The sequence below is a fragment of the Citrobacter sp. KTE30 genome, from assembly GCF_000398825.1.
Lineage (GTDB): Bacteria > Pseudomonadota > Gammaproteobacteria > Enterobacterales > Enterobacteriaceae > Citrobacter > Citrobacter freundii.
Genome location: NZ_KB976056.1, coordinates 77,471 through 92,100 on the forward strand (window position 1 = coordinate 77,471; position 14,630 = coordinate 92,100).

Below are 14,630 nucleotides of genomic sequence, written 5' to 3' on the forward strand. Positions count from 1 at the left end.
GGAAATCTCCAGTGAAGTTCGTAAAGTATTTATTAATCCTTGCAGTATGTTGCATCCTGCTGGGAGCAGGCTCGATTTATGGCCTTTATCGCTATATCGAGCCGCAATTACCTGACGTCGCGACGCTCAAAGATGTGCGTTTACAGATCCCGATGCAGGTTTACAGCGCTGACGGCGAGCTAATCGCGCAGTATGGCGAGAAACGTCGAATCCCGGTCACGCTGGATCAGATGCCGCCGGTAATGGTTAAAGCCTTTATCGCCACAGAAGACAGCCGCTTTTATGAGCACCACGGGGTAGACCCGGTGGGGATTTTCCGTGCGGCCAGCGTAGCATTGTTCTCTGGTCACGCGTCGCAAGGGGCGAGTACCATTACCCAGCAGTTGGCGAGAAACTTCTTCCTGAGCCCGGAACGTACGCTGATGCGTAAGATCAAAGAAGTGTTCCTGGCGATCCGCATTGAACAACTGCTGAGTAAAGATGAGATCCTCGAGCTGTATCTGAACAAGATTTACCTAGGGTATCGCGCCTATGGCGTGGGTGCTGCCGCGCAGGTCTATTTCGGTAAAACGGTGGATCAACTCAGCTTAAGTGAAATTGCGGTGATTGCCGGTCTGCCAAAAGCGCCGTCAACCTTCAACCCTCTCTATTCGATGGACCGGGCAACCGCGCGACGTAACGTTGTACTGTCGCGTATGTTGAGCGAAAACTACATCACGCAGGCCCAGTACGATCAGGCGCGCGGCGAGGCCATTGACGCCAACTACCACGCGCCGGAAATCGCTTTCTCGGCACCATATCTGTCTGAAATGGTGCGCCAGGAGATGTATAACCGTTATGGAGAGAAAGCCTATGAAGACGGGTATCGCATCACCACCACCATTACACGCAAAGTACAGCAAGCAGCTCAGCAGGCAGTACGTAACAACGTGATGGATTACGACATGCGCCACGGCTACCGCGGCCCGTCGAACGTGCTGTGGAAAGTGGGCGAAAGCAGTTGGGACAGCAAAAAAATCACCGATACGCTGAAAGCGCTGCCGACTTATGGACCGCTGTTACCGGCGGTTGTTACCAGTGCCAATCCGCAGGAAGCCATTGCCGCGCTGGCGGATGGTACGTCAGTGTCATTACGCATGGATGGCATGCGCTGGGCGCGTCCTTACCGCTCGGATACTCAACAAGGCCCAACGCCGCGTAAAGTGACCGACGTAGTACAGGCCGGCCAGCAAATCTGGGTACGTCAGGTGGGCGATGCCTGGTGGCTGGCGCAAGTGCCAGACGTCAACTCCGCACTGGTCTCCATCAATCCGCAAAACGGCGCGGTGCTGGCACTGGTTGGTGGTTTTGACTTCAACCAGAGCAAGTTTAACCGCGCAACGCAGGCGTTACGCCAGGTGGGTTCTAACATCAAGCCATTCCTGTATACCGCCGCGATGGATAAAGGTCTGACGTTGGCGAGCATGCTCAACGACGTACCAATCTCCCGCTGGGATGCCGGTGCTGGTTCCGACTGGCAGCCGAAGAACTCCCCGCCGCAGTATGCCGGTCCTATCCGCTTACGTCAGGGGCTGGGTCAGTCGAAAAACGTGGTGATGGTACGCGCCATGCGCGCCATGGGCGTGGATTACGCGGCAGAGTATCTGCAACGTTTCGGTTTCCCGGCACAGAACATTGTGCATACCGAGTCACTGGCGCTGGGTTCGGCTTCGTTCACACCGTTGCAGGTGGCGCGCGGTTACGCAGTGATGTCTAACGGCGGCTTCCTGGTCGATCCGTATTTCATCAGTAAGATCGAAAGCGATATGGGCGGCGTTATCTTCGAAGCGAAGCCGAAAATTGCCTGCCCGGAATGCGATATTCCGGTGATTTACGGCGATACCCAGAAATCTAACGTGCTGGAAAACAGTAACGTAGAAGATGTCGCCGTCTCGCAGGAACAGCAGAATGCCGCCGTGCCTATGCCGCAGCTTGAGCAGGCTAACCAGGCACTGGTCGCGCAAAGCGGCACACAGGAATACGCTCCGCACGTGATCAACACACCGCTAGCCTTCCTGATTAAAAGCGCGCTGAACACCAATATATTTGGTGAACCAGGCTGGATGGGAACCGGTTGGCGCGCAGGTCGCGATTTACAGCGTCATGATATCGGCGGGAAAACCGGAACCACCAACAGCTCTAAAGATGCGTGGTTCTCCGGTTACGGACCAGGTGTGGTGACGTCAGTATGGATCGGCTTTGATGATCATCGCCGCAACCTTGGTCATACGACAGCTTCCGGCGCGATCAAAGACCAAATCTCCGGCTACGAAGGCGGTGCGAAGAGTGCGCAGCCAGCATGGGATGCCTACATGAAGTCCGTGCTGGAAGGCGTGCCTGAACAGCCGTTGACGCCGCCACCGGGTATCGTGACGGTCAATATCGATCGCAGCACAGGACAACTGGCAAGCGGTGGCAATAGCCGCGCAGAGTACTTCATTGAAGGCACTCAGCCGACGCAACAGGCGGTGCATGAAGTGGGGACGACCATTATCGATAATGGTGAGACGCACGAACTGTTCTGATCAAAAAAGGCGCTTAGGCGCCTTTTTTGTTGTTCGTGTATTAGCTGCAGAGAAATTAAAGCCGCCCCTGCCCTTTCAGCCATTCGCGTACGAGGAACAACGCACTGACATTACGCGCTTCGTGAAAATCAGGATCTTCCAGCAGGTCCATCAAATGCGCCAGCGGCCAGCGCACCTGCGGCAATGGCTCAGGTTCATCACCCTCCAGCGATTCAGGATATAAATCTTCTGCCACCACGATGTTCATCTTGCTGGAGAAATAAGATGGTGCCATGCTGAGTTTCTTTAAAAACGTCAGATCTTTTGCGCCAAACCCCACCTCTTCTTTCAGCTCCCGATTCGCCGCCTCAAAAATGCTTTCGCCAGGATCGATTAATCCCTTAGAAAAACCCAGTTCGTAAGATTCGGTCCCGACTGCGTACTCGCGGATGAGGATCATGTGGTCGTCAACAATCGGCACAATCATTACCGCTTCACGCGTGGATGGACGCATACGTTCATAAACGCGGCGTACGCCATTGCTGAACTCAAGGTCCACGCTTTCGACTTTAAACAGCCGGGATTGGGCGACGGTTTCCACTTTCAAAATCGTGGGTTTCTGTAATGATTTGCTCATTGTGAGGATCTTTGCTGTGAAATCTGGGGTTATTGTGCGATATACCGCACGGTTTCGGCAATGTGAATTGCCGTTTATTTACATTTATGTAACGTACTAAAAGTTAATCCCTATTTCAAATTAAAAGTCAATAGGTTGAAATAACTCCAGGAATTTGCTGATATTCCATTTTTAGTGATTTTGCTATGATTCGCTTTTACTGGGCTGTACTTAAAGATGCTCAAGTTCGACTCCACACTTGCCGATAGCCAACCACAGAATCACGAATATTGAACAGGGTGCGACTGACCACGCCTGACAGACTAAGTAAGATGGGGAAAGCATGAGCACCATTCTGATTTTTTTAGCTGCTTTGCTGGCCTGCTCATTGCTTGCAGGATGGCTACTCAAATCAAAATCCAGGCAGAAAAATTTACCCTTGAGCAGCGTCTTCTCAGACGCCTCGAAACGTAAACTCGCGCCTGAAGAACGCACTGCCGTCGAAAACTATCTCGAAAGCCTTAGTCAAATTCAGCAAGTACCTGGTCCAACTGGAGCCAGTTCTGCGCCAGTCTCATTAACGTTGAATGCCCAAAGTAATAGCGTCATCGTGCTTACTCGTTCGATTACACGTTACGGCATCACTACCGACGATCCTAACAAATGGCGCTACTATCTTGATTCCGTTGAGGTACACCTTCCCCCTTTCTGGGAACAATACATCAATGACGAAAATAGCGTTGAGATAATCCATACCAATACAATACCGCTGGTTATCTCGTTGAACGGCCATACGCTGCAGGAATATATGCAGGAAGCGCGTGGCTATGCGTTGCAGCACACCGCTTCTACCCAGGCATCCATTCGTGGTGAAGAAAGTGAGCAGATTGAACTGCTGAATATTCGCCAGGAAACCCATGAAGAATATGCGCTCAGCCGCCCTTCGGGATTGCGCGAGGCGTTGCTGATAACCGCATCATTCCTGCTGTTCTTTTTCTGTTTGGTTATCCCGAATACGTTTGTTCCATGGGCAGTCGGTGGCGCGGTGTTGCTGTTAGCTGCGGGTCTGTGGGGATTATTCGCCCCGCCGTCCAAAACCGCCCTGCGGGAAATTCATTGTCTGCGCGGTACGCCGCGTCGCTGGGGGTTGTTTGGCGAAAACGACCAGGAGCAAATTAATAATATCTCGCTGGGTATTATTGATCTGATCTACCCACCTCACTGGCAACCTTACATCGCCCAAGACCTTGGCCAGCAAACGGATATCGATATTTATCTCGATCGCCACGTTGTCCGCCAGGGGCGTTTTTTATCTCTGCACGATGAAGTCAAAAATTTCCCGTTGCAACATTGGCTGCGCAACGCCGTCATCGCTGGCGGCTCGTTGCTGGTACTGCTGATGCTGCTGTTTTGGATCCCGCTGGATATGCCGATAAAGGTCACGCTTTCCTGGATGAAGGGCGCGCAAACTATCGAAGCCACCAGCGTTAAACAGCTCGAAAACGCGGGCGTTCGCGTGGGTGACACGCTGCACCTGAGCGGTACGGGTATGTGTAATATTCATACCCAAGGGAGCTGGAATGCACAGCCCACCACGCCGTTTATGCCTTTCGATTGCTCGCAAATTATCTGGAATGACGCACGCGCATTACCACTGCCCGAATCCGATTTGGTGAATAAGGCCACTGCGCTCACGCAGGCCGTGAACCGCCAGCTGCATCCCAAACCTGACGATGACTCTCGCGTCAGCGCATCGCTACGCTCGGCAATCCAAAAGTCCGGCATGGTGTTACTGGACGATTTTGGTGAGATTGTCCTGAAAACGGCCGATCTGTGTGCAGCCAAAGATGAATGTGTACGCTTAAAGAATGCGCTGGTTAACCTCGGTAACAGCAAAGACTGGGCCGCGCTGGTAAAGCGAGCGAACGCAGGCAAACTGGATGGGGTGAACGTGCTGCTGCGTCCGGTAAGCGCTGAGTCGTTAGATAATCTGGTGAATACCTCTACGGCACCATTTATTTCACGCGAGACTGCGCGAGCGGCCCAGGCGCTGAATAGCCCTGCTCCCGGCGGTTTCCTGATTATCAGCGATGAAGGCAGCGATCTGGTCGATCAGCCGTGGCCGACGACCTCGCTATATGACTATCCTCCCCAGGAACAGTGGAACGCCTTCCAGCGCCTGGCGCAGATGCTGATGCAGACACCGTTTCGCGCAGAGGGGATCGTCACCAATATTTCGACTGACGCCAATGGCACCCAGCACATTGGCCTGCACCGTATCCCGGATCGTTCAGGGTTATGGCGCTACCTTGGCACGACGCTGCTGATGTTCTCCATGCTCGGATGCGCTGTCTACAACAGCGTGCAGGCATTCAGACGCTACCAGCGTCACCGCACCCGCATCGCGGAAATTCAGAGCTACTACGAAAGTTGCCTGAATCCAACGCTGATTGACGACCCGGAAAGCCTGATTCGATAACACGCTCGCACGACAGGATATGCTACTCTGTCGCGCATCATGTTTTCTTGTGGGGAGTTTCCATGCATATCAATATTGCCTGGCAGGATGTCGACACCGTGTTGTTAGATATGGACGGCACGCTGCTCGACCTGGCATTCGATAACTATTTCTGGCAAAAACTGGTGCCGGAAACCTATGGCGCGAAGCAGGGTATCTCTCCCCAGGAAGCCCAGGACTATATTCGTCAGCAGTATCATGCCGTGCAGCATACGCTAAACTGGTACTGCCTGGATTACTGGAGCGAGTGCCTGGATCTGGATATTTGCGCCATGACAACGGAACAGGGACCGCGCGCCGTTTTGCGTGAAGATACCGTACCGTTTCTTGATGCTTTAAAAGCCAGCGGCAAGCGCCGTATTTTGCTCACCAACGCGCATCCGCATAATCTGGCGGTGAAGCTGGAGCATACCGGTCTGGCCTCACACCTTGATTTATTACTTTCCACCCACACATTTGGTTATCCCAAAGAGGATCAGCGGTTATGGCACGCTGTGGCTGAAGAAACGGGAATGAGTGCAGAGAAGACGCTGTTTATTGACGACAGCGAACCCATTCTCGACGCCGCTGCTCTGTACGGTATTCGTTACTGCCTCGGCGTGACCAATCCCGACTCCGGCATCGCCGAAAAGCAGTACGCACGCCATCCGTCACTGAATGACTACCGCCGACTGATCCCCTCACTGATGTGAAGGAGACGCCATGAAAGAAAAGCCCTCTGCTGAAGTCAGGCTGGATAAATGGCTGTGGGCTGCACGCTTTTACAAAACGCGTGCGCTAGCCCGCGAAATGGTTGAAGGCGGTAAGGTGCACTACAACGGCCAGCGCAGTAAGCCGAGCAAGATTGTCGAGCTGAACGCCACACTCACCCTTCGCCAGGGAAATGACGAGCGAACGGTCATTATCAAGGCCATTACCGAGCAGCGTCGCCCGGCAACGGAAGCCGTTACGCTGTATGAAGAAACCGCGGAAAGCGTGGAAAAACGCGAAAAAATGGCGCTGGCGCGTAAACTTAACGCGTTAACCATGCCGCACCCGGACAGGCGACCGGACAAGAAAGAGCGCCGCGACCTGTTACGATTTAAACATGGCGACAGCGAGTGACTGTCACCTGCAAGAGAGATGATTATGCCGCAACATGACCAATTACATCGTTATCTGTTTGAAAACTTTGCCGTGCGCGGCGAGCTGGTGACCGTTTCGGAAACCCTGCAACAGATCCTCGAAAATCATACTTATCCGCAGCCGGTCAAAAACGTACTGGCTGAGCTGCTGGTTGCCACCAGCCTGCTCACCGCTACGCTGAAGTTTGCCGGTGATATCACTGTGCAGTTGCAGGGTGATGGTCCGCTGAGCCTGGCCGTCATCAACGGCAACAACAATCAGCAGATGCGCGGCGTGGCCCGCATGCAGGGTGATATTCCTGAAGATGCCGATTTGAAAACCCTGGTGGGCAACGGCTACCTGGTGATCACCATTACCCCGGAAGAAGGCGAGCGTTATCAGGGCGTGGTCGGTCTGGAAGGTGACACGCTGGCAGCCTGTCTGGAAGACTACTTCATGCGTTCCGAACAGCTGCCGACACGCCTGTTCATCCGCACTGGCGACGTTGATGGCAAACCCGCTGCTGGCGGAATGCTGCTGCAAGTGATGCCGGCGCAAAACGCACAGGCAGATGATTTCGATCACCTGACCGCCCTGACCGAAACCATCAAGGCCGAAGAGCTGCTGACGCTGCCGGCCAACGAAGTGCTGTGGCGCTTATACCACGAAGAAGAGGTTACTCTCTACGATCCGCAGGACGTTGAGTTCAAATGCACCTGTTCACGCGAACGCTGCGCAGGCGCACTGAAAACGTTGCCGGACGAAGAAGTTGACAGCATTCTGGCGGAAGAAGGCGAGATAGATATGCACTGCGATTACTGCGGTAGCCACTATCTGTTTAACGCCATGGATATTGCAGAGATCCGCAGCAACGCCTCCCCTGCCGATCCACAGGTGCATTAATCACCGTCTTGCCTGAAGGCGCGGCGCTTATCAGGCCTACGGAAAAACTGTCGTAGGCCTGATAAGGCGTTCGCGCCGCTATCCGGCAAAAACGCGGTCGGCAACACACTCACTCGGTGTAATAAGTCATCGGCAGTCTTTTGCCATCAATAGTGATATCCCGCCAGATTCTGGGGGCTGACCCCAGTTGCTGATTCGCCACCGCCTGCAGCAATTTATCCTTATTGAATCCTTCAGGTAGCCTGGCAACAGCTAACAAATCCCATTTGTTTTTCTGCATGCCGAAGACCAGACTCTCCCCATCGCCAAAAGCATATAGCACCTGCTCAGGATGACCATCCGCATTGAGGTCCTGACTCACCAATACGCACGCATTCTGCTCAGCACAAGAGGTGATGCGATACCCCTGTGCTTTGACAAACGTCCAGAACGCATCGTCTGGCTTCTCGCTCCCCGGAGCAATCACAACCTTCGATACTAACTGTGTTGCGGTTAGCTCTTTAACCGGATCCCGGCTCCCTTGCAGCAGAGAATTCAAGTCGCGTCTGCGCTTACTGTCTTGATTAAACGCCACATCTTTTTGTAATGCTTCCAACGCTGCGCGCCCCGGTTTTCCGCTGTGATCCAACATATACAGGCTGACCTGATCCGGTTTAATTTTCCCGCTGTGATACAGCCCCATATGGCTGTTAACGCTGATACGCCAGGCATCAATAACCGGCGACGACAGCAGAACCAACAGCCCCAACGCCAGCAACGAAACGCCAAGAATGACCGGCCCCTGAAGCTCAAGCGGATTGCGCCCGCGGCGTAAAATGCTGGCCAGATAGCCAAACGACCATACCAGCAGTACCACGACCACCAGCACGCCATACAAACGCTCAGGCGTCCAACCGTACTGCTGTATTCGCACCCACAGTGACCAACCAGCAATCAGCATATAGATGGGCGCGACAATCAGAGAGCATTTGATCAGGTAGCGTAACGCGCCAGGATAGGGTAACGCCTCTTTTTGCGGTTCACGCACGATAGCCATCAACAGCAACAGGAGCAGCGTCAGCGTTGACATCAACCCGGCCGCAGACACGCGTTGCGAAATAGCCTCCAGTCCGGTGAAGGGCAAGGTCAGTATGAACATCAGCGCCAACAGCGCGACCAGAGGTAACAGACCGGTGGCAATAAACGTCAGTAATTTTTGTACCGCCGTGACCAAACGCGACTGTGTACGAGCCAGTACCACTGCCAGTGCGGTAATCAGACCAAAGGCCACATAGCCAAACCAGTCGGTATCAAAGAAGAGCGTGCTGAAGAAGGGAATACCGACCAGCTTAAACATCTCGCTCCATAGCAGGAGCACCAGCCAGAACAACCCGTTGGAAATGAACACAATCAGCAGCGTCAGCGTGTTAAGCCACAATTGTGTATAAAATTGCGCATAGCGTGTCTGTTGGCGGGACGCGCGAAGCGAGTACTGAATCCAGGGCAAGGCAAGCATCGCCATCAGCAGTAAGCGCCAACCGTAGAACATAAAAACTTCATGTTGCCGCCACTTATCACTGTCCTCAACTTGCCACTTTAGCCAGATGCTCATCGCCAGCACCACAACAAAGATCAGCACCATCCAGTACCACAGCGCGCGTTGTTTGAAAGAAACGACAGTAAGCAAAAGTGCCGAGGTGATCGCAATCGTCGCAGGCATGCCATAGAACAGCCAGCCGTCGTTATGGGGCACCAGATATGTCATCAGCAGGTAGCATAATGCCCCCTGCAGCAGGCCGATAAATATCATGCCCAAACGCGTTGTACGTGAAATTTCAGCACTATCCATGTCAGTTTCCAGAATGAAGGGAAAAGCTAATTATCGCATCAACTTCACAATTTTGAGCATTGGTAGGCTGATTTCAGACTAACGCGACGGGAAGTGAATCGATATTGTATATGTATGAGTTACGTTATTTTCTTACGTGAATGCGATTACACTCACAAGATTCCCGCCAAAAACACTCTTCATTAACGTTTTAAGAACATTTTCCACAACAAAAAAGGGTTTCCTGCCATAATATCCGCCTCTTTGTGACAGGAGTCGCAGCGTATTCGGTAACCCGTGATTTTCCCGGATGCGTAAATCTATGAGCCTTGTCGCGGTTAGCAATCCCTAAAAAACCTTACTATTCCAGGTAATACATATTGGCTAAGGAGCAGTGAAATGCGTGTGAACAACAGTTTAACCCCGCAAGATCTCAAGGCTTATGGTATCAATGACGTTCAGGATATCGTTTACAATCCAGACTACGACACGCTTTTCCAGGAAGAACTTGATCCAAACCTGGAAGGTTATGAACGTGGCGTGTTAACGAATCTGGGCGCCGTTGCCGTTGATACCGGTATCTTTACCGGACGTTCGCCAAAGGATAAGTACATTGTCCGTGACGACACCACGCGCGACACGCTCTGGTGGTCCGACAAAGGTAAAGGTAAGAACGACAACAAACCGCTCTCCCCGGAAACCTGGCAGCATCTGAAAGGATTAGTTACCCAGCAACTTTCCGGCAAGCGCCTGTTTATCATTGATGCATTCTGCGGCGCTAACGCCGATACCCGTCTTTCCGTGCGCTTCATTACCGAAGTTGCCTGGCAGGCGCATTTCGTCAAAAACATGTTCATCCGCCCAAGCGACGAAGAGCTGGTTGATTTCAAACCGGATTTCATCGTGATGAACGGCGCTAAGTGCACCAACCCACAATGGAAAGAGCAGGGTCTGAACTCTGAAAACTTCGTGGCTTTCAACCTGACTGAGCGTATCCAGCTGATTGGCGGCACCTGGTACGGCGGCGAAATGAAGAAAGGTATGTTCTCCGTGATGAACTACCTGCTGCCGCTGAAAGGCATTGCCTCCATGCACTGCTCGGCAAACGTCGGGGAAAAAGGTGATGTGGCAGTCTTCTTTGGCCTGTCCGGTACCGGTAAAACAACGCTGTCCACCGATCCGAAACGCCGCCTGATTGGCGATGACGAACACGGCTGGGATGACGACGGCGTATTTAACTTCGAAGGCGGTTGCTACGCGAAGACCATCAAACTGTCTAAAGATGCCGAGCCAGAAATCTACAACGCAATTCGTCGTGACGCGCTGCTGGAAAACGTCACCGTGCGCGAAGATGGTTCCATCGACTTCGACGACGGTTCCAAAACTGAAAACACCCGCGTTTCCTACCCGATTTATCACATCGATAATATCGTTAAGCCAGTGTCAAAAGCGGGTCATGCGACCAAAGTGATCTTCCTGACTGCCGACGCATTTGGCGTGCTGCCGCCGGTTTCTCGCCTGACAGCAGACCAAACTCAGTACCATTTCCTGTCTGGCTTCACCGCCAAACTGGCCGGTACCGAACGCGGCGTTACCGAACCGACCCCTACCTTCTCTGCCTGCTTCGGCGCAGCATTCCTGTCTCTGCACCCAACGCAGTATGCAGAAGTGCTGGTGAAACGTATGCAGGCGGCAGGTGCGCAGGCGTATCTGGTTAACACCGGCTGGAACGGTACTGGCAAACGTATCTCTATCAAAGATACCCGTGCGATTATTGACGCCATCCTGAACGGTTCGCTGGATGACGCAGAAACGTTCCGTCTGCCGATGTTTGACCTGGCTATCCCGACCGAGTTGCCGGGCGTGGATACGCGCATTCTCGATCCGCGTAATACCTACGCGTCTCCAGAGCAGTGGCAAGAAAAAGCCAATGCACTGGCGAAACTGTTTATCGAGAACTTCGAGAAATACACCGACACCCCTGCGGGTGAAGCGCTGGTTAGCGCCGGACCGAAGCTGTAATTTTTGATTCCTTATATAGCCCCTTATCCGAGAGGGTAAGGGGTTTTTTATTGTGTTTATCTTTTAAAATGTACTCGGTACACCTATAATCTGTACTATCAACCCCATGCGCAGGACGCGCTATGTTCACATTTATTGAGCTACAAGGATTTAGTAAACGCCGTCCGTTACTTTTGCCTGACGATGAGTTTCGCGCTTTTCAAGAGGCGCTTATAGAGAACCCTGAGGCTGGAGATACTATCGCTGGTACAGGTGGATTCAGAAAAATTCGCTGGAGTCGCTCTGGTATGGGCAAACGCAGCGGTATTAGGGTTATCTATTACAACGTGACGCGCAAAGGTCGAATCTATCTCGCTTTGCTCTATCCTAAAAATGAACAGGATGATTTAACCGAAGAGCAAAAAAGAGTTTTAATGCACTTATCCAATATGCTGATTTAATCATGGGAATTTTAATCATCAGGACACCGCTATCCGGTGTGGTGAGGCCAAAATGAAAGACGAATTATTTGCCGATTTGCTGGCCAGTGCAGAAGAAATGGTGCGTATAGAGAAAGGTGAAGAAACACCTAAGCCTGAACATGTACATACCTTTAGCGAAATTGATGTTAAAGCCATCCGCGAAGCAACAGGGTTACGCCAACAGGATTTTGCCATAGCTGTTGGCGTGAGTTATGACCTGGTTAAAAGCTGGGAAACGAAACGACGCCAGCCGACTGGTGCACCAAGAAAACTGCTTTTATTAATTCAAAAAAATCCATTTATAATTAATCAATTAAAAGCAATTTAAGCCAGAGGTTTTACTCTGTATCCCGTAAACAAAGGGAGGCATTTCGCCTCCCTTTCTTATACGTCTTTCGTGATACCCTGCGCGCGAGTGAAAGGAACCGGAAGCCATGCACGAATCGACAACCCACCACGTTCACTGGTACCAATCTCCAGCATGCCGTTATGGTTATCGATAATACGTTGCACAATCGCCAGACCCAGCCCCGTGCCGCTGGTACTGCGCGCGCTGTCGCCGCGGACAAATGGCTGGAACAGGTGCTTACGCTGCTCCGGCTTGATGCCCGGACCATCATCTTCTACCTGGAACCAGGCGCGATGCGTCTCCGTACCGCTACTGACCTTAATCCAGCCGTTGCCGTAACGGGCGGCGTTAACCACCATATTGGCAACCGCACGCTTGATCGACAGCGGGTGCATTTTCACCTGAATGGCGCCAGGCTGCAGCGCAGTTTCGATTTCACGTTCGTATCCGCTTTCTGCCGCAACCACTTCACCCAGCACCGAGTTCAGATCCGCCATCTCCATCGGCATCTCCTGACCGGTACGCAGGTAATCGATGAACTGCTCGATGATGGCGTTACACTCTTCGATGTCCTTATTGATGGACTCCGCAAGATAACCGTCCTCTTCGCCCATCATTTCCGTTGCCAGACGAATACGCGTCAGCGGAGTACGTAAATCGTGGCTCACGCCCGCCATTAACAGCGTACGGTCATCGGCCAACTGCTTCACACCTGCGGCCATATGGTTAAAGGCTCGGGTTACGGAGCGCACCTCTGAAGCGCCATACTCCCGCAACGGCGGTGGAATGATACCTTTCCCCACCTGCAGCGCCGCATGTTCAAGATCCACCAACGGTCGGTTCTGGATACGGATAAACAGCCACGCGCCACCGATAGCCAGCAGCATAATCGCCAGCGTATAGCGGAACAGCGGTGAGAAATCGCCTTGATGAATTTCCGTAAGCGGCACACGTACCCAGATGTTGGGCGACAGCCAGGTTTTCAGCCACACAACCGGCGAGCTTTTGTTTACCTCAACGCGGACTTCCGTTGGGCCACCCAACTGCTGCGCCATCTGATGGCTTAAGAATTCATAGTGTTGCGCCCAACGCAGTCCGGCTTCTTCAGCGGCCTCGTTGGAATAGAGGGAAATACCCAGCTCACGATAAATTTCCCGACGGAATGCGGGCGGCACCACCAGTTGCGTACCGTCCTCCAACTGTAGTTTATCGGTCATCAGCATACGAACTTCGTAGGCCAGGACCTTATTAAACTGCTGGAGGCTCGGCAGAATCGCGAAGTTCAGCACTACCAGGTAAGTCGTCACCAGGCTGGCAAACAGCAAGGTGACGATGAGCAATAACGTGCGGGCAAACGAACTTCGTGGCGAGAAGCGCATTCGCCTCATGCTTTAGAACCGTCCGGAACAAAGACGTAGCCCAGACCCCATACGGTCTGAATGTAGCGTGGATGCGCCGGATCTTCTTCCACCATGCGACGCAGACGGGAAATCTGGACGTCGATAGAACGTTCCATCGCAGAATATTCACGACCACGGGCGAGGTTCATCAACTTGTCGCGGGACAGCGGCTCACGCGGATGGCTGACCAGTGCTTTCAGCACCGCAAACTCACCGCTGGTGAGCGGCATAGGCTCATCTTCACGGAACATTTCACGCGTACCGAGGTTCAGTTTGAACTTACCAAACGCAATAACTGCTTCTTCCTGAGAAGGCGCGCCCGGCAGTTCGTTCGCCTGACGACGCAGCACAGCGCGAATACGCGCCAGCAGTTCACGCGGGTTAAACGGTTTCGGAATGTAATCGTCAGCGCCGATTTCCAGTCCAACGATACGGTCCACTTCTTCGCCCTTCGCCGTAACCATAATGATCGGCATCGGGTTGCTCTGGCTGCGCAGGCGACGGCAAATAGACAGGCCATCTTCTCCCGGCAGCATTAAATCCAGCACCATCAGGTGGAAAGACTCACGGGTCAGCAGACGATCCATCTGCTCAGCGTTTGCGACGCTTCGAACCTGGAAGCCCTGCTCGGTCAGATAACGCTCCAGAAGCGCACGTAAGCGCATGTCGTCATCGACCACCAGAATCTTATAGTTCTCTTGCATTGTTATTACTCCCAAAGGTTCGCAACAATTAAGTGTATATTCTTAAGAAAGCTAACGTGAGTCACCAGCGAATTCTGGTATGAATTCCAGGCTAAATTGTTACAAAGCATATTAAACAGCAGCTTAAGTATACAATGTTTCTCGCAATACATTATTTATTCTGTTGATATGCTCACGTAATACTAATTGTGCGCATCATCACA

At 52.5% G+C, this 14,630-nt stretch carries 12 protein-coding genes; 8 read left to right on the forward strand and 4 right to left on the reverse strand.

The genetic code is table 11. From position 1 onward, the window contains the following. Window positions 1–11: 11 nt before the first annotated feature. The gene (gene mrcA, locus WC1_RS02945) at window positions 12–2,564 is read left to right on the forward strand and encodes a peptidoglycan glycosyltransferase/peptidoglycan DD-transpeptidase MrcA (protein ID WP_003837905.1); all 2,553 of its coding nucleotides are present in this window, start codon (window positions 12–14) and stop codon (window positions 2,562–2,564) included. Between the two features lie 55 nt (window positions 2,565–2,619). On the opposite strand, the gene nudE is transcribed toward mrcA, so the two are convergent. Next, window positions 2,620–3,180: an ADP compounds hydrolase NudE gene (gene nudE / locus WC1_RS02940; protein WP_003023537.1), complete on the reverse strand. Its 561-nt coding sequence runs from the start codon at window positions 3,178–3,180 to the stop codon at window positions 2,620–2,622. Between the two features lie 322 nt (window positions 3,181–3,502). Here nudE and igaA point away from each other — a divergent pair, with 322 nt between their 5' ends. The 4 genes from igaA (at window position 3,503) to hslO (ending at window position 7,684) form a co-directional block, all read left to right on the forward strand. After that, window positions 3,503–5,638, forward strand: a complete 2,136-nt coding sequence (igaA, locus tag WC1_RS02935; protein ID WP_003023535.1) for an intracellular growth attenuator protein IgaA — start codon at window positions 3,503–3,505, stop codon at window positions 5,636–5,638. A gap of 62 nt (window positions 5,639–5,700) precedes the next feature. Then, a complete protein-coding gene (gene yrfG / locus WC1_RS02930; RefSeq protein ID WP_003023533.1) occupies window positions 5,701–6,369 on the forward strand; it encodes a GMP/IMP nucleotidase in 669 nt (222 codons plus the stop codon). 10 nt (window positions 6,370–6,379) lie between these two features. Beyond that, window positions 6,380–6,781, forward strand: coding sequence for a ribosome-associated heat shock protein Hsp15 (hslR, locus tag WC1_RS02925; protein ID WP_003837900.1), 402 nt, complete (start codon window positions 6,380–6,382; stop codon window positions 6,779–6,781). A 24-nt stretch (window positions 6,782–6,805) separates the two neighbouring features. Continuing rightward, a complete protein-coding gene (gene hslO, locus WC1_RS02920) occupies window positions 6,806–7,684 on the forward strand; it encodes an Hsp33 family molecular chaperone HslO (RefSeq protein ID WP_003023531.1) in 879 nt (292 codons plus the stop codon). A gap of 109 nt (window positions 7,685–7,793) precedes the next feature. On the opposite strand, the gene WC1_RS02915 is transcribed toward hslO, so the two are convergent. Next, on the reverse strand, window positions 7,794–9,512 hold the full coding sequence (locus WC1_RS02915) for a DUF4153 domain-containing protein (protein ID WP_016151099.1): 1,719 nt from the start codon (window positions 9,510–9,512) through the stop codon (window positions 7,794–7,796). Between the two features lie 378 nt (window positions 9,513–9,890). Between WC1_RS02915 and pckA the strand changes: the two genes are divergently transcribed. The 3 genes from pckA (at window position 9,891) to nadS (ending at window position 12,302) form a co-directional block, all read left to right on the forward strand. Beyond that, the gene (gene pckA / locus WC1_RS02910) at window positions 9,891–11,513 is read left to right on the forward strand and encodes a phosphoenolpyruvate carboxykinase (ATP) (protein ID WP_003023529.1); all 1,623 of its coding nucleotides are present in this window, start codon (window positions 9,891–9,893) and stop codon (window positions 11,511–11,513) included. 122 nt (window positions 11,514–11,635) lie between these two features. Further along, window positions 11,636–11,953 carry a type II toxin-antitoxin system RelE/ParE family toxin gene (locus WC1_RS02905; RefSeq protein WP_003847996.1) on the forward strand — a complete coding sequence of 106 codons (318 nt, stop codon included), beginning with the start codon at window positions 11,636–11,638 and terminating at the stop codon, window positions 11,951–11,953. A gap of 52 nt (window positions 11,954–12,005) precedes the next feature. Next, window positions 12,006–12,302, forward strand: coding sequence for a NadS family protein (nadS, locus tag WC1_RS02900; RefSeq protein ID WP_003837894.1), 297 nt, complete (start codon window positions 12,006–12,008; stop codon window positions 12,300–12,302). A gap of 56 nt (window positions 12,303–12,358) precedes the next feature. Here nadS and envZ read toward each other — a convergent pair whose 3' ends face one another. Further along, window positions 12,359–13,711, reverse strand: a complete 1,353-nt coding sequence (envZ, locus tag WC1_RS02895) for a two-component system sensor histidine kinase EnvZ (protein WP_003837891.1) — start codon at window positions 13,709–13,711, stop codon at window positions 12,359–12,361. Beyond that, on the reverse strand, window positions 13,708–14,427 hold the full coding sequence (ompR, locus tag WC1_RS02890; protein ID WP_001157751.1) for an osmolarity response regulator transcription factor OmpR: 720 nt from the start codon (window positions 14,425–14,427) through the stop codon (window positions 13,708–13,710). The genes envZ and ompR overlap by 4 nt, the downstream gene beginning before the upstream one ends. Window positions 14,428–14,630: the final 203 nt, after the last annotated feature.